At 64.8% G+C, this 18,696-nt stretch carries 18 protein-coding genes; 7 read left to right on the top strand and 11 right to left on the bottom strand.

Annotation, left to right across the window (positions count from 1 at the left end):
- Positions 1–187 precede the first annotated feature (187 nt).
- The 4 genes from POF53_RS20390 to gpgF all read left to right on the top strand — a co-directional run bounded on the left by POF53_RS20390 (position 188) and on the right by gpgF (position 5,145).
- The gene (locus POF53_RS20390; RefSeq protein ID WP_203647861.1) at positions 188–2,062 is read left to right on the top strand and encodes a methyl-accepting chemotaxis protein; all 1,875 of its coding nucleotides are present in this window, start codon (positions 188–190) and stop codon (positions 2,060–2,062) included.
- Between the two features lie 218 nt (positions 2,063–2,280).
- Positions 2,281–3,402, top strand: coding sequence for an N-acetylglucosaminyl phosphatidylglycerol synthase (gpgS, locus tag POF53_RS20385; RefSeq protein ID WP_254464234.1), 1,122 nt, complete (start codon positions 2,281–2,283; stop codon positions 3,400–3,402).
- Positions 3,395–4,159, top strand: coding sequence for an N-acetylglucosaminyl phosphatidylglycerol deacetylase (gpgD, locus tag POF53_RS20380; RefSeq protein WP_234560694.1), 765 nt, complete (start codon positions 3,395–3,397; stop codon positions 4,157–4,159). The genes gpgS and gpgD overlap by 8 nt, the downstream gene beginning before the upstream one ends.
- A complete protein-coding gene (gene gpgF, locus POF53_RS20375; RefSeq protein ID WP_203647864.1) occupies positions 4,156–5,145 on the top strand; it encodes a glucosaminyl phosphatidylglycerol flippase in 990 nt (329 codons plus the stop codon). Before gpgD ends, gpgF begins: the two co-directional genes overlap by 4 nt.
- Positions 5,146–5,299: 154 nt before the next feature.
- Here gpgF and purU read toward each other — a convergent pair whose 3' ends face one another.
- Positions 5,300–6,151 carry a formyltetrahydrofolate deformylase gene (gene purU / locus POF53_RS20370; RefSeq protein ID WP_186713139.1) on the bottom strand — a complete coding sequence of 284 codons (852 nt, stop codon included), beginning with the start codon at positions 6,149–6,151 and terminating at the stop codon, positions 5,300–5,302.
- A 301-nt stretch (positions 6,152–6,452) separates the two neighbouring features.
- Between purU and mvaT the strand changes: the two genes are divergently transcribed.
- Complete coding sequence (gene mvaT / locus POF53_RS20365) at positions 6,453–6,830, top strand: histone-like nucleoid-structuring protein MvaT (RefSeq protein WP_028690229.1); 378 nt, start codon at positions 6,453–6,455, stop codon at positions 6,828–6,830.
- Between the two features lie 75 nt (positions 6,831–6,905).
- On the opposite strand, the gene sbcB is transcribed toward mvaT, so the two are convergent.
- The 3 genes from sbcB to POF53_RS20350 all read right to left on the bottom strand — a co-directional run bounded on the left by sbcB (position 6,906) and on the right by POF53_RS20350 (position 9,267).
- On the bottom strand, positions 6,906–8,336 hold the full coding sequence (gene sbcB, locus POF53_RS20360) for an exodeoxyribonuclease I (protein WP_498969171.1): 1,431 nt from the start codon (positions 8,334–8,336) through the stop codon (positions 6,906–6,908).
- Positions 8,337–8,397: 61 nt separating this feature from the next.
- Positions 8,398–8,757 (bottom strand): PilZ domain-containing protein, encoded by a 360-nt coding sequence (locus POF53_RS20355; protein WP_023631126.1) that lies wholly within the window; start codon positions 8,755–8,757, stop codon positions 8,398–8,400.
- A gap of 123 nt (positions 8,758–8,880) precedes the next feature.
- Complete coding sequence (locus tag POF53_RS20350) at positions 8,881–9,267, bottom strand: tetratricopeptide repeat protein (RefSeq protein WP_050703897.1); 387 nt, start codon at positions 9,265–9,267, stop codon at positions 8,881–8,883.
- Positions 9,268–9,448: 181 nt separating this feature from the next.
- Here POF53_RS20350 and pyk point away from each other — a divergent pair, with 181 nt between their 5' ends.
- Positions 9,449–10,903 (top strand): pyruvate kinase, encoded by a 1,455-nt coding sequence (gene pyk, locus POF53_RS20345; RefSeq protein ID WP_023631128.1) that lies wholly within the window; start codon positions 9,449–9,451, stop codon positions 10,901–10,903.
- Between the two features lie 95 nt (positions 10,904–10,998).
- Here the strand turns inward: pyk and POF53_RS20340 are convergent, their stop codons facing one another.
- Positions 10,999–11,919 carry an iron-sulfur-binding ferredoxin reductase gene (locus tag POF53_RS20340; RefSeq protein ID WP_232854647.1) on the bottom strand — a complete coding sequence of 307 codons (921 nt, stop codon included), beginning with the start codon at positions 11,917–11,919 and terminating at the stop codon, positions 10,999–11,001.
- A gap of 377 nt (positions 11,920–12,296) precedes the next feature.
- Between POF53_RS20340 and POF53_RS20335 the strand changes: the two genes are divergently transcribed.
- Positions 12,297–13,820 carry a fumarate hydratase gene (locus POF53_RS20335; protein ID WP_186713142.1) on the top strand — a complete coding sequence of 508 codons (1,524 nt, stop codon included), beginning with the start codon at positions 12,297–12,299 and terminating at the stop codon, positions 13,818–13,820.
- Between the two features lie 115 nt (positions 13,821–13,935).
- Here POF53_RS20335 and POF53_RS20330 read toward each other — a convergent pair whose 3' ends face one another.
- From POF53_RS20330 to POF53_RS20305, 6 genes are all read right to left on the bottom strand, one after another.
- Entirely contained in the window at positions 13,936–14,526 is a 591-nt protein-coding gene (locus tag POF53_RS20330; RefSeq protein WP_203647869.1) for a GNAT family acetyltransferase, read from the bottom strand.
- A 250-nt stretch (positions 14,527–14,776) separates the two neighbouring features.
- On the bottom strand, positions 14,777–15,355 hold the full coding sequence (locus tag POF53_RS20325; protein WP_062572944.1) for a DJ-1/PfpI family protein: 579 nt from the start codon (positions 15,353–15,355) through the stop codon (positions 14,777–14,779).
- 74 nt (positions 15,356–15,429) lie between these two features.
- Entirely contained in the window at positions 15,430–16,587 is a 1,158-nt protein-coding gene (locus POF53_RS20320; RefSeq protein WP_498969166.1) for a phospholipase D-like domain-containing protein, read from the bottom strand.
- Between the two features lies 1 nt (position 16,588).
- Positions 16,589–17,170: a YceI family protein gene (locus POF53_RS20315; RefSeq protein ID WP_254464480.1), complete on the bottom strand. Its 582-nt coding sequence runs from the start codon at positions 17,168–17,170 to the stop codon at positions 16,589–16,591.
- Between the two features lie 44 nt (positions 17,171–17,214).
- Positions 17,215–17,511, bottom strand: coding sequence for a hypothetical protein (locus POF53_RS20310; protein WP_498969164.1), 297 nt, complete (start codon positions 17,509–17,511; stop codon positions 17,215–17,217).
- Positions 17,508–18,584, bottom strand: a complete 1,077-nt coding sequence (locus POF53_RS20305) for a serine hydrolase domain-containing protein (protein ID WP_498969161.1) — start codon at positions 18,582–18,584, stop codon at positions 17,508–17,510. Before POF53_RS20305 ends, POF53_RS20310 begins: the two co-directional genes overlap by 4 nt.
- Positions 18,585–18,696 lie beyond the last annotated feature (112 nt).

The raw sequence follows: 18,696 nt of genomic DNA, 5'->3' as shown, positions 1-18,696 counted from the left end.
TAAGGAATCTGACATCTTCTTTCATCCCCTGCTCAAGTTCCGCCGCGTGACAGCCGATATTTCAAAATGATTCTACCCAGAAAGACAGTAACAACCCGAAAAGGACCCACGGGAATTGTTGCACTGTTTTCCAGCCGTGCTTTGTGCGAACGACCCGATAAAAAACCTTAGCGGACACGATCACGTTATGAATAAAAGCCTTCGTTTCAGCCACAAGATTCTTCTGGCGGCATCACTGATCGTGATACTCGCCTTCAGCCTATTCACCCTGTACAACGATTACCTCCAGCGTAACGCCATTCGCGAAGACCTGGAGAACTACCTGGCTGAGATGGGCGAGTCCACCTCCACCAATATCCGCAACCTGTTCGAAGGGCGCATCAAGCTGGTCGAGAACGTCGCCCAGAACATTGCCCAGTACCCACAGAACACCGGCACCCTGCTGGGCCAGAACGCGCTGACCTCGAGCTTCCAGACCATCTACCTGGGCCAGCCCGACGGCACCTTCACCGTGCGCCCGGACACCAAGATGCCTGACGGCTACGACCCGCGCGTGCGCCCCTGGTACAAGGACGGCCTGAACGCCAACGGCCCGATCCTCACCGAACCCTACATTGACATGGCCACCAACGAGCTGGTCATCTCGATCATCAGCACCGCCTCGCGTTCGGTCGGCGTGGTCGGCGGCGACCTGGCCCTGGACGGCCTGGTGCAGATCATCAACTCGCTGAACTTCGGCGGCATGGGCTACGCCTTCCTGGTCAACGACCAGGGCAAGATCCTGGTGCACCCGGACAAGAACCTGGTGATGAAGACGCTGTCGGACCTGTTCCCGCAGAACACGCCGAGGCTGTCCAGCAACCTGACCGAAGTGACGCTCAACGGCGAAACCCGCCTGCTGACCTTCACTCCGGTCAAGGGCCTGCCTTCGGCCAACTGGTACATCGGCCTGTCGGTGGACAAGGACAAGGCCTTCTCGATGCTCAGCACCTTCCGCACTTCGGCGGTGATCGCCACGCTGGTGGCAGTGGTGATCATCATCGCCCTGCTCGGCCTGCTGATCCGCGTGCTGATGCAGCCGCTGCACACCATGACCCGCGCCATGTCGAACATCGCCGAGGGTGAAGGCGACCTGACCCGCCGCCTGGAAATCCACAACCACGACGAGTTCGGTATCCTCGGTACCGCCTTCAACCGCTTCGTCGAGCGCATCCACGGTTCGATCCGCGAAGTGTCCTCGGCCACCGAGCAGGTCAACGAAGTGGCACTGCGGGTGATCAGCGCCTCGAACTCGTCGATGAGCAACTCCGACGAGCAGTCCAACCGCACCAACAGTGTCGCCGCCGCAATCAACCAGCTCGGCGCCGCTGCCCAGGAGATTGCCGGCAACGCCGCCCAGGCCTCGCAGCATGCCAGCTCGGCGCGGCTGCTGGCCGAGGAAGGCCAGCAGGTGGTGCAGCGCAACATCGATGCGATGAACCGCCTGTCGGACCTGATCGTCACCTCCAGCGAGCATATCGAGACGCTGAACAACAAGACCGTCAACATCGGCCAGATCCTCGAGGTGATCACCAGCATTTCCCAGCAGACCAACCTGCTTGCCCTCAACGCCGCCATCGAGGCCGCCCGCGCCGGTGAGGCCGGGCGTGGCTTCGCCGTGGTCGCCGACGAGGTGCGCAACCTGGCGCACCGCACCCAGGAGTCGGCGCAGCAGGTACAGAAGATGATCGAGGAGCTGCAGGTCGGCGCCCGCGAGTCGGTCGACACCATGGGCCAGAGCCAGCGCCACAGCCAGGACAGCATGGACATCGCCAACCAGGCCGGCGAACGCCTGGGCAGCGTCACCCAGCGCATCGGCGAGATCGACGGCATGAACCAGTCGGTGGCCACCGCCACCGAAGAGCAGACCGCCGTGGTCGACTCGATCAACATGGACATCAACGAGATCAACATGCTCAACCAGGAAGGCGTCGAGAACCTGCAGGCCACCCTGCGCGCCTGCTCGGACCTCGAACAGCAGGCCGGTCGCCTCAAGCAACTGGTCGGCAGCTTCCGCATCTGACCTGAGCAAACGCGTCGCCTGATTCGCGGGCAAGCCCGCTCCCACAGGATCTCTGCCGGCCCTGTGGGAGCGGGCTTGCCCGCGAAGGGCGCAACGCCATTCACCCGTACTCCACCCTCGGCGATCGAACAAACTATCCTTCAGGTAGGTCAACCCTCAGGCGCGTCATCGCCGGATCATTACCGCCGAATGACACACCCGAGGACGATCCCGGAGGGATGCTGATCGTGCACATCGCCGACATCACCATGTTCTACGCCCCGGCCAGCGGCGGCGTGCGGACCTATCTTGATGCCAAACACCGCCGCCTCGACGCCATGCCCGGCGTTCGCCACAGCCTGTTGATTCCCGGTGCCAATGCCAGCCAGGTCGACGGTGTCTACCACGTGCCTGCCCCGCCCCTGCCCTTCGGCAACGGCTACCGCTTCCCGGTGCGCCTGGCGCCCTGGTGCAAGGAACTGCGCCGCCTGCAGCCCGACCTGATCGAGGTCGGCGACCCCTACCTCACCGCCTGGGCGGCCCTTGAAGCGCGGCGCAAGCTCGATGTCCCGGTAATAGGCTTCTATCACTCCGACCTGCCCTTGCTGGTGAGCAATCGCATGGGCAACTGGTTCACCCCCAATGTCGAGGCCTATGTCAGCAAGCTATACGGGCATTTCGACCGGGTCCTGGCACCCAGCCAGGTGATGGCCGACAAGCTGCGCCGGCTGGGCGTGGAGAACGTGCACGTGCAGCGCCTGGGCGTGGACCTGGCGCTGTTCAACCCAGAAAGGTACGACCCCGGCCTGCGCGCCGAGCTGGGCATCGCCGATACCAGCCGCCTGCTGGTGTTCGCCGGCCGCGGCTCACGGGAAAAGAACCTGCCGGTGCTGCTCGATTGCATGCACGCACTCGGCCAGCCCTACCACCTGCTGCTGGTGGGCTCGAACATGCCGGCCAGCGTGCCGGACAACGTCAGCGTGATCGACCACTTCCGCCCGCCCCAGGAGGTCGCCCGGCTGCTGGCCAGTGCCGACCTGCTGGTGCACGCCGGCGACCAGGAAACCTTCGGCCTGGTGATCCTCGAAGCCATGGCCAGCGCCACGCCCGTGGTGGCCGTGCGCGCCGGCGCATTCAGCGAAATCGTCGACGAACGCTGCGGCCGCCTGTGTCCGCCCAACAATGGCCAGGCCATGGCCGAAGCCGTGCGCGAGGTCTTCGACAACGGTGTGCGCGAGCTCGGCCGCCACGCCCGTCACCACGTGGAGCGCCACTACAGCTGGGACAGCGTCGTCAACGGTCTGCTCCAGCATTACCAGGCAGTGCTCGGCCACCCGCTGCCGGTGCGCGCCCATGGCTGAGGGCCGAGCCGACACGCGCAGCCTGATGCTGGTGCTGCACGATATCTCGCCCGAAACCTGGCCGGACTACCAGCCCTTCGTCCAGGCCATCGACGAACTCGGTGGCGTGCCGATGACTTGGCTGGTGGTACCGGATTTCCACCATCGCAACCCGCTGACCCGTTCACCCACCTTCTGCCGCCTGCTCGAGCGGCGCCTGGCCCAGGGCGACGAGCTGGCCCTGCATGGCTACTACCACGCCGACGATGGCCCGCCACCGCGCGGACCGGGCGAATATTTCATGCGCCGGATCTATACCCACGAGGGCGAGTTCCATGGGCTGGACCAGGCAGACGCCCTGCTGCGCCTGCAAGCCGGGCTGGCAGTGTTCAAACGACAGGGCTGGCCGGTGGCAGGCTTCGTCGCCCCCGCCTGGCTGATGAGCGAAGGCACCCGCCAGGCTTTGCGACAGTTGCCACTGCGCTATACCAGCTCTCCACGTCACTTGTACCGGCTGCCGGACTTCACCGCCTTCGATGCCCCAGGACTGGTGTGGAGCGCCCGCAGCGCCTGGCGCCGCGGCCTGTCGAGGGTGGTCAGCGACTGGCAATGCCGCCGCTGGCGCGAAGCCGACACCCTGCGCCTGGGCCTGCACCCGGTCGACATGCGCCACGCCAGCGCACGCAATTACTGGCTCGACACCCTGCACCAGTTGCTGGCCCAAGGCCGTGAGCCACTGACCAAGTCGGCCTGGCTGGCGCGCCAGGCCGCCCCATGAAGCGCCTGGGCTGGCTGGCCCTGGCACTGCTGCTGGCGGGGCTGGTACCCGCCCTGTTCGGCGGCAGCGACCTGCTCCCGCGCCTGCGCGCCTTCGAACCCGGGTTGCTGCTGCTGTTGCTGGCCATGATCCTGCTGTGCTGGATTCTCAATGCCGCCCGTCTGCGCCTGCTGCTGGGTGACCAGGGCGCACGGGTGGGACGGATGCACAGCCTGGGCGTGGTGATGGCTACCGAGTTTGCCATCTGCACCACGCCGGGCGGCAGCGGTGGCCCGTTGACCCTGATGACACTGCTGGCCCGCGAGCGCATCGCGCCATCGCGCAGTGGCGCGGTGTTCGCCATGGACCAGTTGAATGACCTGCTGTTCTTCTTCTGCGCGATGCTGTCGATTGCCGCCTACGCCCTGTTCCACCACCTTGGCCACAGCCAGGCGCAGATGCTGCTGGGCAGCGCCCTGCTGCTGTGTGCCACACTTGCGGGGATCTTCCTGCTGCTTCGCTATCGACGCCGGGTGATGCGTGGCAACGGCCGGTTGTTGCATCGCCTGGGCATGGCGCCAGCACGCCGACGACGCTGGGCACGCAAGCTGCTGCGCTTTGTCCATGCCCTGGCCGATACCTGGCGCATGCCCCGGCGTACGCTGGCGCTGGTGTTCATCCTCACCTGCGCGCACTGGTGCCTGCGCTACAGCGTGCTATATCTGGCATTGCGGGGGTTGGGGGTGGACCTGGGGTGGATTGCCAGTTTCCTGGTGCAGATGCTCTCGCTCAGTGCCGGGCAGTTCAGCCTGTTGCCGGGCGGTGCCGGCGCGGCGGAGCTGACCTCGGCGACCTTGCTGTCACCACTGGTGGGCAGTTCGACGGCGGCAGCGGCGATCCTGATCTGGCGCGCGGTTACCTATTACTTCTATCTGCTGGCGGGTGGGCCGGTGCTCCTGTACCTGCTGGCACATCCGCGACTGGAGCGTCGTCGCCAGACGGGTTGAGGCGCCCCCAAAGCTCGGCGGCACCGGGAAACTCGGTGCCGTCCTCATCGCTCAACGCCTCGGGGTCGAAGCGAGCCAGGCAGCCTTCGCCCAAGGTGGGTGGCGCCGAGGCGCCGGCCTTGTCACGCGGGTCTGCCATGCCAGGGCCCTCGACTCAGTTGAACACCACGGTCTTGTTGCCGTGCACCAGCACGCGGTCTTCCAGGTGGTAGCGCAGGCCACGGGCCAGGACCATCTTCTCCACGTCACGGCCGAAGCGCACCATGTCCTCGATGCTGTCGGCGTGGCTGACACGCACCACGTCCTGCTCGATGATCGGGCCGGCGTCCAGCTCCTCGGTCACGTAGTGGCAGGTCGCGCCGATCAGCTTCACGCCGCGCAGCGCCGCCTGGTGGTACGGCTTGGCCCCCACGAACGACGGCAGGAAGCTGTGGTGGATATTGATGACTTTTTCAGCGTATGCCTGGCACAGCTGCGGCGGCAGGATCTGCATGTAGCGCGCCAGCACCACGGCGTCGGCGCCGTACTCGGCGACCAGGCGCGAGACCTCGGCGAATGCCGGCTGCTTGTCCTTCGGATCGACCGGCACATGGTGGAACGGAATGCCATGCCACTCGACCATGCTGCGCAGGTCATTGTGGTTGGAGATCACGCAGGGAATCTCGCAGTCCAGCTCGTCGGTGTGCCAGCGGTGCAGCAGGTCGGCCAGGCAGTGCGACTCACGGCTGGCCATCAGCACCACGCGCTTCTTCTGCGCCGAGTCGGTGATCCGCCAGGTCATGGAGAACTCTTCGGCGATCGGGGCGAACGCCTCGCGGAAAGCCTCGATACCGAACGGCAGGGACTCGGCGCGGATCTCATGGCGCATGAAGAACCAACCGCTCTGCTCGTCGGAGTGGTGGCTGGCTTCGTTGATCCAGCCATTGTAGAGGGCCAGGAAATTACTGACTTTTGCCACGATGCCGACGCGGTCGGGGCAGGCAATCACCAGTCGATAGGTGCGCATGAGGGAGACTCCAGAACTTCGCAAAGGCGCATATTCTAGCGACCTGCCGGGAAAAACGCAGTAAGCATCTACCCCCCCGCGCCACCTGGCTCAAGGACCCAGTCGTACAGCCCTATTCCCTTCTTCCCAAGGGGAAATAGCCAGCGCCCCAGACAAATTGTAAATTTTTCTTAACCTAATGACTGCGCAGTCAGTGCCTACTATTAAATGCGTGATCAATATTAATTTGTTTACTTGAGAGTTTCGCCTGTCTATTATTGCCCCCACTGTCTCTCTCTGAACATGCATTAAGGAACACATCATGTCCCTGATCAACGAATACCGCGCCACCGAAGAAGCCATCAAGGAACTTCAAGCCCGCCTGGCCAACCTGTCGCAAGACGGCAAGCTGCAAAAAGAACTGGAGTTCGAAAAGAAACTGCGCGAGCTGATGGCCGAAAACGGCAAGTCGCTGCGTGACGTGATCGCCCTGCTCGATCCGGAAAGCAAGCTGAGCAAAGCCCCGCGCGGCGCAGTCAAGACCACCGGCACCAAGCGTGCACGCAAGGTCAAGCAATACAAGAACCCGCACAACGGCGAGGTTATTGAAACCAAAGGTGGCAACCACAAGACCCTGAAAGAGTGGAAAGCCAAGTGGGGCGGCGACGTCGTTGAAAGCTGGGCCACCCTGCTGGACTGATTCGCTTATCAGGCGCATTGGTTTCAACATGAAAAACGCCGGCACTTGCCGGCGTTTTTTGTTTATCTGCACATTTCAAAGCTGGTACTGCACTTTCAGTTGCCGGACATGGGCTTGCCAGGCCTCCAGCACCTGCCGTCCCGCTTCGCTGGCATCGGCCCAACTGCTCTGGCATGCCTGCTCGAAGTCCGCCACGGTATTAGGCGCACCGTAAGTAGGATCTGTAAGACGCTGCTGACAGAACGCATGCCAACGTGCGCGGTCTTGTTCATCAAGGGTGTCGGAAAAGTTTCTCGCGCGATAGCGGAACAGCAGTTCAGGCAGCCGCGGATCATCGAACATCCATTGTCCATGCGCCAATTGCGCCGGATCCACACGCCGTACTTGTTCGCTCAGGCGCTTGTCGCGATCGCCAAGAAAACCGTCATACAACTGTTGCTCCGGGTCTTCGCTGGGGGCAAAGCCTTCTTCCTGATAAATGATGTCCAGCTTGTCTCCCCAAACGGCCTGCTGGTTGGCCAACTGCTCCGCCTGTACCTGCAATGCCGACAACTCGAGCCCCAGGCGCTGTTGGTCGGCCGGGCGCAATACCGACAGTGGCGCCAATACCGGGCAGCGATTGATATGCACCAACTTCAGCGGTACCGGTAGTTCGCCCTGGGCCATGTCTTCGTGCCGCGTATACAGGCGCTGGCGCAATGCCTCTGCACTTTCATGGAGCAGCGGCGAAGCATCTTGTTGCAAGTCGCAGACAATCAGCGCGTTGCGGTTGCGCGGATGCCAGGCCAAAGGCAGTACCACGCCGATATAGTTGCGCTGAGCCGAGAAACGCCCGGATACATGAACCAGCGGTTGCAACAGCCGAACCTGTTCCATGACCTTGTGCTTGCTGCGCAACTGGAACAACCAGTCATACAACCGCGGCTGTTTCTCGCGGATCAAGCGGGCCAGGGCAATGGTCGCCCGCACGTCGGAAAGCGCCTCGTGGGCATGGCCGTGGTCGATGCCATTGGCCTTGCTCAGCAGTTCCAGGCGCAGGCTGGTACGCCCGTCCTGCTGTGGCCAGACGATCCCCTCGGGGCGCAGCGCATAAGCGGTGCGGACCACGTCAATCAGGTCCCAGCGGCTGTTGCCACCCTGCCATTCCCGGGCGTAGGGGTCGAAGAAGTTGCGGTAGAGGCTGTAGCGGGTAACCTCATCGTCGAAACGCAAGGTGTTGTAGCCCGCGCCGCAGGTGCCGGGGCGCGCCAGCTGATCATGCACCCGGGTCATGAATTCGGCTTCGCACAGCCCCTGGTCGGCCAGTTGCCGGGGAGTGATGCCGGTCACCAGGCAGGCCGCGGGGTGCGGCAGGATATCGTCCGAGGGGCGGCAGTAGAGGCTGATAGGTGCCTCGATCTCGTTGAGGTCGAGGTCGGTGCGCACGCCGGCCACCTGCAGCGGGCGGTCGCTGCGCGGAGTGATGCCGGTGGTTTCGTAGTCGTGCCAGAAAATGCTGGAGCTCACGGGGTCTTCCTGTATCGAGGTCGACCAGAGTCTAACGGCACGTGGGAGGGCTGGGCCAGCCTCAGGCGGAGGCGTTCATGGGCCTGAAGCTGAAGAAGTCGCGCAGGGAGCGAACGAATTCATCGTATTCCTGCGGTGCCTGCAGCAGCATGAAGCCGGCATCGAAATGCCCCGGCGTCTCATCCTCGCGGCACCACAGGCAGCTGGCGGTCAGGTTGATGAACTGCAGCCCGCCGCCGGCGAGGGGCACCCGTAGCTGCAGTTCGAAGTCCGGCCCCACCAGCACCGGCAACTGGCTGATCAGCATCAGGCCGTCTTCCGAGGCGTTGCCCAGATAGCCGATCTGCTGGTCGGTGCAGCGGTTGAACACCTTGAGCACGCAAGGCAGCTGATGACGTTGTATGTGTCGCTCGATAAACATGATCGCAGTGAAATCCTGTACCCGGGGCCAGGAAGACAAGGTACTGGCGATGAACGTTACGACTCTCTAACAGATTAGCCCAGTCCGACGGACGGACTACATGAAATCATCGACACATTGGGATTAACGCCAAGGTGTAGTGTTCACGGGACTCGCCACCGTCGCCTCGCTGCCGCGCAGGTGCCCGAGCTTTTCCAGCGTCTGCAGGCGGGCCTGGGCGCGGTAGGCGTACTCGTTGCGCGGGTACTGCTGGATCAGGTACTGGTAGGTCTGCGCCGCGTCGACGAAGAGCTTCTGCCGCTCCAGGCACTGGCCACGCAGCAGCGACACCTCCGGGTGGATGAACGGTCGGGCGCGGCTGGTGCGGTCGACCTGCGACAGCTCCAGCATGACTTTCGCGCAATCGCCACGGTCGTAGGCGCGATAGGCATTGTTCAAGTGGTGGTCCATGGACCAGCGGGTGCAGCCGACGACACTGGCCGCCATGGTCAAAACGATCAGGGTGCGCATGGAAATTCTCCTTTGATGGGCAGTGTATCGGCCTTTCACGGCAAATCTTCACCGCCATTTGCAAGCATACCCGTACCGTTCAAACGCAACCCTGCTTCGTGTGCGGGTAGTGCAACGGAACAATGACTACAGCGCAATTGAGGAGTAGCCTTTCGCTGCGCTTCACTATAGGAGTCTGTGCATGACCATCCGCCGTACCAAAATCGTCGCCACCCTTGGCCCCGCCAGCAATTCGCCGGAAGTGATCGAACAGCTGATCCTCGCCGGCCTGGACGTGGCACGCCTGAACTTCTCCCACGGCACCCCGGACGAGCACAAGGCCCGCGCCCGCCTGATCCGTGACATCGCCGCCAAGAACGGCCGCCATGTCGCGCTGCTGGGCGACTTGCAGGGTCCGAAGATCCGCATCGCCAAATTCGCCAACAAGCGCATCGAACTGAAAGTCGGTGACAAGTTCACCTTCTCCACCGCCCACCCGCTGACCGAAGGCAACCAGGATATCGTCGGCATCGACTACCCCGACCTGGTCAAGGACTGCGGCGTCGGTGACGAACTGCTGCTCGACGACGGCCGCGTGGTCATGCGCGTCGAAACCGCCACCGCCGATGCCCTGCACTGCGTGGTGATCATCGGTGGCCCGCTGTCCGACCACAAAGGCATCAACCGCAAGGGTGGCGGCCTGACCGCGCCGGCCCTGACCGAAAAAGACAAGGCCGACATCAAGCTGGCCGCGGAAATGGACCTGGACTACCTGGCCGTATCGTTCCCGCGTGACGCCAGCGACATGGAATACGCGCGCAAGCTGCGTGACGAAGCCGGCGGCAGCGCCTGGCTGGTGGCCAAGATCGAACGCGCCGAAGCCGTGGCCGATGACGAGACCCTCGACCAGCTGATCCTCGCTTCCGACGCCGTCATGGTCGCCCGTGGCGACCTGGGCGTGGAAATCGGCGACGCCGAGCTGATCGCCATCCAGAAGAAGATCATCCAGCACGCCCGCCGCAACAACAAGGCAGTGATCGTGGCGACCCAGATGATGGAGTCGATGATCCAGAACCCGATGCCGACCCGCGCCGAAGTGTCCGACGTGGCCAACGCCGTGCTCGACAACACCGACGCGGTGATGCTGTCGGCCGAAAGCGCCGCCGGCAGCTACCCGATCGAAGCCGTACAGGCCATGGCCCGTATCTGCTCGGGCGCCGAGAAGCACCCGACCAGCCAGAAGTCCAGCCACCGCCTGCACACCACCTTCGAGCGCTGCGACGAGTCCATCGCCCTGGCGGCGATGTACACCGCCAACCACTTCCCCGGCGTCAAGGCGATCATTGCCCTCACCGAAAGTGGCTACACCCCGCTGATCATGTCGCGCCTGCGTTCGCACGTGCCGATCTTCGCCCTGTCGCCGCACCGCGCCACCCAGGCCCGTGCCAACATGTTCCGCGGCGTCTACCCGATTGCCTTCGACCCGGCCTCGCTGCCGGCCGACAAGGTGAGCCAGGCGGCGGTCGACGAGCTGCTCAAGCGCGGCCTGGTCGAACAAGGTGACTGGGTGATCCTGACCAAGGGCGACAGCTACCACACCATCGGTGGCACCAATGGCATGAAGATCCTGCACGTGGGTGATCCGCTGGTTGGTTGATCCCTCGGCAGTCCCTATCGCGGGGCAAGCCCGCTCCCACGCCGATCCCCTCGGCACTTGTGGGAGCGGGCTTGCCCCGCGATGCTTTTCAGCCCTCAAACATGCTCGGTAAATACGTCCGCAAATATCTGACTACGTGGCACCCCAGCAATGAACAGCCGTCGGGCAAAGCGCTCCACGCTCCCAGGCGACCCGCACACCAGCGCCATGGTCTGACGCGACATCAGTTTCAACCCAGCCAGCGCTTCATCCAGCTGCGCCGCCAACACCCATTCGACCGTCACTCCGTCCAGCGCCTGTAACGACTGCGCCAGATAGTGCCCCTCAGCGGTGTGTGCCACGTGCAGCACCCGAATTTCCCCCTGGTGCCCCTGTCGCAACGCCTCGCGCAGGATGCCCCACAACGGTGCCAGCCCGGTGCCCGCCGCCAGCAGCCAGAGCGGCCGCGCCTGCCAGTCCGGGTCATAGTGCAACGCACCGCCGCGCAGTTCGCCGAGCCTCAGCACATCCCCCAGGCGAAGCTGCCTTGCCTGGTCGCAGAACGCTCCGGGACGGTGGCAATCCAGGTGAAACTCGAGGAAGTCGTCCTCGCCCGGCAGGCTCGCCAGCGAATAGGGCCGCGCAACGCTGCCGCTCCACAACACCAGGTGTTGCCCGGCCTGGTAGCGCAATGGCCGCTCCGGTTGCAGCCTCAGGCGCAGCACATCGGCGAACCAGTCCAGGCCGATCACCGTGGCCGGCAGGCCATCGTTTCGGGGGTCGAACAGCGCCACCCGCAAGTCACTGGCGACCGCGCACTGGCAGGCCAGGCGCCAGCCCTGCTCACGCTTGTCCGCCGCCAATGCCTCGGGTTTCGCGTCGGTGGGGACACCCTCCAGGCAGCGCACCAGGCAGGCGTGGCAGCTACCGGCGCGGCAGCTGTAGGGCACGGTGCAACCGGCGTCGTTGAGCGCATCGAGCAGGTTGCTGCCGGCCGGCACCGCCCAGCGGCGCTCGCCCACGCAAACTTCTGGCATGTCAGTTCATCTCCAAGTACAAGCGATTGGGGCCGCTCTGCGGCCCTTCGCGGGTAAACCCGCTCCCACAGGGGAAATGCATGGCCCTGTGGGAGCGGGTTTACCCGCGAAGGGCCGCAAGGCAGCCCCGGTCAACATTACGCTGATCTCATTGAACTGCATTGCAACGCTCACGTCATCAGCAAAAAGGATGCCCTTTCCCTGCCGACCTTGGTCCAGACCACGTGCAGGTGTTTCCGAAGGCGCGGCACGGTATACTGCCGCGCCTTTTTGTGCCGGCCCGACCAGCCGGCGCCTTGCCAGGCGTTCCTGACATACAGGTGTGCATTGTCGGAATGCCTTTTCGAATGTTCCCGTCTTTAAGAGGAGCGCGCTGCATGACCGTGATCAAGCAAGACGACCTGATTCAGAGCGTCGCCGACGCCCTGCAATTCATCTCGTACTACCACCCCGTCGACTTCATCCAGGCGATGCACGAAGCCTACCTGCGTGAAGAGTCGCCAGCCGCGCGTGACTCGATCGCCCAGATCCTGATCAACTCGCGCATGTGCGCCACCGGCCACCGCCCGATCTGCCAGGACACCGGTATCGTCACCGTATTCATCCGCGTCGGCATGGACGTACGCTGGGACGGCGCCACCCTGAGCGTCGACGACATGATCAACGAAGGTGTGCGCCGCGCCTACAACCTGCCCGAGAACGTCCTGCGCGCCTCGATCCTGGCCGACCCGGCCGGTGCCCGCAAGAACACCAAGGACAACACCCCGGCCGTGATCCACTACTCGATCGTCCCTGGCGACAAGGTCGAGGTCGATGTCGCAGCCAAGGGCGGCGGCTCGGAGAACAAGTCGAAGATGGCCATGCTCAACCCGTCCGACTCGATCGTCGACTGGGTGCTCAAGACTGTCCCGACCATGGGCGCCGGCTGGTGCCCGCCTGGCATGCTCGGCATCGGCATCGGCGGCACCGCCGAAAAGGCCGCGGTCATGGCCAAGGAAGTGTTGATGGAATCCATCGACATCCATGAGCTGAAGGCCCGTGGCCCGCAGAACCGCCTCGAGGAAATCCGCCTGGAGCTGTTCGACAAGGTCAACCAGCTGGGCATCGGCGCCCAGGGCCTGGGCGGCCTGACCACCGTGCTCGACGTCAAGATCATGGACTATCCGACCCACGCCGCGTCGCTGCCGGTGTGCATGATCCCCAACTGCGCCGCCACCCGTCACGCCCACTTCGTGCTCGACGGTTCCGGCCCGGCCGAGCTGGAAGCGCCGTCGCTGGACGCCTACCCGGAAATCGTCTGGGAAGCCGGCCCGAGCGCCCGTCGCGTCAACCTCGACGACATCACCCCGGAAGAAGTCGCCAGCTGGAAGCCGGGCGAGACCATCCTGCTCAACGGCAAGATGCTCACCGGTCGCGACGCCGCGCACAAGCGCATGGTCGAGATGCTCAACCGCGGCGAAGAGCTGCCGGTCGACCTCAAGGGCCGCTTCATCTACTACGTCGGCCCGGTCGATCCGGTCGGTGACGAAGTGGTAGGCCCGGCCGGTCCGACCACCGCCACCCGCATGGACAAGTTCACCCGCCAGATCCTCGAACAGACCGGCCTGCTGGGCATGATCGGCAAGTCCGAGCGTGGCCCGACCGCCATCGAGGCGATCAAGGACAACAAGGCCGTGTACCTGATGGCCGTCGGCGGCGCCGCCTACCTGGTGGCCCAGGCCATCCGCAAGTCGAAGGTCCTGGCCTTCGCCGAACTGGGCATGGAAGCGATCTACGAGTTCGACGTGAAGGACATGCCGGTCACCGTCGCGGTGGACAGCAAGGGCGAGTCGGTGCACATCACCGGTCCCGCGCTGTGGCAGGGCAAGATCGCCGAGAGCCTGGCGGTTGAAGTAAAGTAAGCCTCCTGCTGTAACAGCGGCGGCCCCATCGCGGGGCAAGCCCGCTCCCACGCTGACGTGTGGGGGCCGGGCTTGTCCCTCGATGGGGCCGTTGTCGTTTCACAGTCCTCGATTGTCAAGCAGGCAGCGCCTTGAGCCAGAACGACATGATCTTCGCCGACTGCGCCTGCTCGTCGAGGTCCCGCCAACGGTAGGCGGTACGCAGCGACGGCTCATGCAGAAAGCCGCGGTTGCGCCAGAAGCCCTGCAATGGCTTGTAGTCCGCCGGACGCCGTGGGTGTCCGGAGGGGCGCTCCACCGCACAGAACGCGCAGCAGTCGAACTCGGCCAGCTTGTGCGCATAGGACTCGCGCTCGATGAAAAAGCGCACGCCAAGGCCCTGTCCACGGTACGCCGGCAAAAGCACCGACTCGCCGAAGTAGTAGACCGAGGCCGGGTCGCGCCCCTGGGCGAGGAACGGTTGCTGCAACTCGGGATCGACATCCACCAGCGGCAGGCCGGTGGCGGCGCCCACCACCTGGTCGCCGTCCAGCGCCAGTACCACCAGGCTGCGGCCGGACTCGGCGTAGCTGGCCAGGTAATCGGCCTGGTGGCTCAGGGAGCTGTCCAGGAGATAGGGAAACTCGCGAAACAGCGTCAGACGCAGGTGCGCGAGATCATCGATGTAAGGCGCGATGGCGGCGCCATGGAGCAAGCGGATTTCCATGCGGGGCGGTCGTCCTGTCGATGGCTATGACTGAGGTCCACCCTAGCACCCACCCTGCCCTGCGGCCTTTCCCCTGCGCGACAGGTATTTCTCCATGACCGCTACAAATGCTCGATCCCTGTAGGAGCGGCCTCGTGCCGCGAATGTGCCGCAAAGCGGCCCCGGCGATCTTTGCATGCACGCTGAAATCCTGGGGCCGCTTTGCGGCCCATTCGCGGCACGAGGCCGCTCCTACAGTTCAGCGTGTCAGTCAGGAGATACGGGTGCCCAGCACTTTCAAGAACGCCGCCAGCCACGCCGGATGCGCAGGCCAGGCCGGTGCCGTCACCAGGTTACCGTCCACGTGGGCCTGGTCCACCGCGATATCGATGAACCGCCCACCCGCCAGCCGTACCTCGGGTGCACAGGCGGGATACGCGCTGCACTCACGCCCTTCGAGCACACCTGCCGCCGCCAGCAACTGGGCCCCATGGCACACCGCCGCGATCGGCTTACCAGCCTGGTCGAAGGCCTTGACCAGCTCCAGCACCCTGTCGTTCAGGCGCAGGTATTCCGGGGCGCGGCCACCGGGAATCAGCAACGCGTCGTAGCTTTCGGCGCGCACCTGGACGAAGTCGTAGTTCAGGGCGAAATTGTGTCCCGGCTTCTCGCTGTAGGTCTGCTCGCCCTCGAAATCGTGGATCGCCGTGCGCACCGTCTGCCCGGCAATCTTCTCCGGGCACACGGCATGGACGGTATGGCCGACCATGGCCAGGGCCTGGAATGGCACCATGACCTCGTAGTCCTCGACGTAATCGCCCACCAGCATGAGAATCTTCTTCGCCGTCATCGCATCCACTCCTTCGGTTGTCTGGGAACAGTCCCTGCACGATAGTCCGCTTTGCCAGAAGGCGATATACGACGCTAGTTTCGGCGATCCAACAGGTTGGCCACCACCCGGTCGAGCCAGCCCCACAGGCGCTGCTGCACCCGCCGCCACAACGGCCGCGCATGCCAGCGCGCCAGATCGACTTCCAGGCTCTGGGCGAAGTCGCGCTCGAAGCTGGCGGCCACCGCGGCAGTCAGCGGCGGGTCGAGGGCCTCGACGTTGGCTTCGAGGTTGAAGCGCAGGTTCCAGTGATCGAAATTGCACGACCCCACGCTGACCCAGTCATCCACCAGCACTATCTTCAGGTGCAGGAAGCACGGCTGGTACTCGAAGATCCGTACCCCGGCGCGCAGCAGTCGCGGATAGTAGCGGTGCCCGGCATAGCGCACCGCCGGATGATCGGTGCGCGGGCCGGTCAACAGCAGTCGCACATCGAGGCCCTTCTGCGCAGCGCGGCGCAGGGAGCGGCGCACGCTGAAGGTCGGTAGAAAGTAAGGCGTGGCCAGCCAGATACGGCGCTGGCCGCTGTTCAGGGCGCGCACCAGCGCATGCAGGATGTCCTTGTGCTGGCGGGCGTCGGCGTAGGCCACCCGACCCATGCCCTGGCCCTGAGCCGGGACCTGGGGCAGGCGCGGCAGGCCGAAGCCCTCGGGCGGACGCCAGGCGGTGCGGCGCTGGTTGGCGTGCCACTGGCGATCGAACAACAGCTGCCAGTCAGTGACGATCGGCCCCTGCATGCGCACCATCACCTCATGCCATTCGCTGGCCTCCTCGCCCGGCGTCCAGAATTCATCGGTGACCCCGGTGCCGCCGACCACCGCCAGCCGCTCATCCACCAGCAGCAGCTTGCGATGATCACGATAGAGGTTGCGCAAACCCCGGCGCCAGCGCAGGCGGTTGTACCAGCGCAGGTAGACGCCCGCCGCCAGCAGACGCTCGCGCAGGGCCGTGGGGAAGGCCAGCGAGCCGTAGTCGTCGAACAGGCAGCGCACGCGCACGCCGCGTCGCGCCGCCTGCTCCAGGGCCTCGACCACCGCTTCGGCGCAGGCGCCGCCCTCGACCAGGTACAGCTCCAGGTCGACCTGGAACTCGGCGCGCACGATCGCCAGCAGCATGCGCGGAAAGAACTCGGGGCCGTCGATCAGCAGTTCGAACTGGTTGCCATCCCGCCAGGGGAAGACCGGCCCCGGCATGTCAGCGGGCAGTGAAGATCAGCACCGCGCTCACCGGCACCGAGGGATTGATCGACTTGAGCCCGGCCAGCTTGCGCAGGTTTTCCAGACCCGGCAGCAAGCCGAAGTCAGAGGCGCGCAGGATCAGCGGCTCGAGGGTCACCACCTGGAATCGTCGCTCGTCCAGGCGCGTGGCCAGCAGCAGGGTGTTGTAGCTGCGGGTCTGGCCATGCAGGGTGACGCTGACCGGCAGGCGCAGCTCCAGCTGCGCGCCATTGGCCAGGTCGTTGATCGGACGCAGGTCGATCTGCGCCTGTACCGTGGCCTCGGGGAACTGCTCGAAGGCGAACAGGTTGTCGCGCATGCGCTCGTCGCGCAGCGGGATACCGCTGCTGATCGAGTCCATCTCGATGCTCACTTCGGCCGCGCCCTTGCGGTCGACCTTGCCGTGCAGCACCAGGAATCGGTTGACCTCGGAGATATTGCCGTTCTTGCCGGTGACGAAGGACAGGCGCGAGGACTCGCCGTCCAGGTGCCAGTTGGCGTGAGCGGGCAGGCACAGGGCGAGCAGGAGGGCGGGCAGCAGGCGGGACGGCTTGAACATGTGAAATCCTGTAAATCAAGGCCGTCAACCTTACCCGCACGGTCTCACGGCAGCAAGCGGCAGCCCTCGCGCACTCCCTGCCAGGCGGCCTGGTTACGCCGCCCCAGGCCTTCGGCGGTGACCAGGCGCCGGGCGCCGTCCTCCTCCAGCAGGCTCAAGGGCAGGTACTGCTGTACATAGCCTCGGCAGTAGGTTTGCGCGAAGCCCATGACGAAGCGGCACGAACAATACTCCTTCGCCGAATAGGCCGAGAGAATGCCCGGGAAGTCCGCCAGCGCCCGGCGCTCATGCCAGGCCCAGGCCAACCCGGCCAGCAACAGCACGAGCACGACCCGCTTCATGCGCCCTCCCCGGCCACGGCGGCCAGCACCCGCTTGAGCAGTTCGTTGTGGCTGAAGCTGGCGTCGCGGTCATCGGCGTAGCGCACGATCACCAGCTTGCGCGAGGGCAGCACATAGAGCGCCTGGCCCCAATGGCCGAGCGCGGCGAAGGTGTCCGCTGGCGCATCCGGCCACGGCGCCGACTGCCCGGGCAGCGGCTGGTTGAGCCACCAATGACCGCCGGGGTTGGCTTCGCCCGGCACCGGCTGGGCGGCGCTGAACAGGGTGCGGTTGAACGCCACCCAATCAGCTGGTAGCAACTGGCCCTCGCGCCAGCGTCCGTCGCGCTGCATCAGCAGGCCGATGCGCGCCAGGTCGCGGGCATCGAGATAGAGATAGGAAGAACCGACATAGGTACCCGCGCCATCCCGCTCCCAGACCGCGCTGTCGATCCCCAGCGGGGTGAACAGGGCCTGCCAGGGGTAGTCGGCATAGCCCGCGGGGTCGAGCATGCCGCGCAGGCTGGCGGCGAGCAGGTTGCTGTCGCCGCTGGAATAGGCGAAATGCGTGCCGGGCGCACTGGCGGCGGGCATTGCCGCCGTGTAGGCCGCCATGTCGGTGCGGCCACGGGTATAGAGCATGGCCACCACCGACGACTTCAAGGGTGCAAATTCGTAGTCCTCTTGCCAGGCCAGGCCACTGGCCCAGTGCAACAGGTCGGCCAGGCGCAGCCCGGGATGCTGCTGCAGGGCCGGGTAGTAGCGCACGGCCGGTTCGTCGAGTTTGAAGCGCCCCTCACCGTAGGCCACGCCCATGACCGTGGCCAGCACGCTCTTGCTGACTGACCAGGTCAGGTGCGGTGTGTCGGCACGGGTTGGCTCAACGTAGCGCTCGTGGAGAATACGACCATCGCGAATGATCAACAGTGCGTCGGTACGAATGCCGCCGCGTTCGGCAGCGCGTGGCGCGAAGGCGTAGGAGTCGACGGCTTGCCAGTCGATGACAGCGTTATCGACTGGCCACTGCGCTGTGGGCCAGTCTTCGGCCAAGGCCGGGCCTGCGGTCATGGCCAGGGCAAGCAATAGTGCCTTCATGGGGAGCAACCTGCAGAGGGCTGCTGTGCGCCCATCGCGGGGCAAGCCCGCTCCCACAGGTCCCGCGATCGGGCGCACGGCGGCCCAGGTTCAAAGGTGCCCCCAATTTCTC

Origin of the sequence: Mitsuaria sp. RG (assembly GCF_028369275.1) — a bacterium.
In the GTDB taxonomy this organism is placed as follows: domain Bacteria; phylum Pseudomonadota; class Gammaproteobacteria; order Pseudomonadales; family Pseudomonadaceae; genus Aquipseudomonas; species Aquipseudomonas peradeniyensis.
This window is presented reverse-complemented; position numbering and strand designations above follow the sequence as displayed.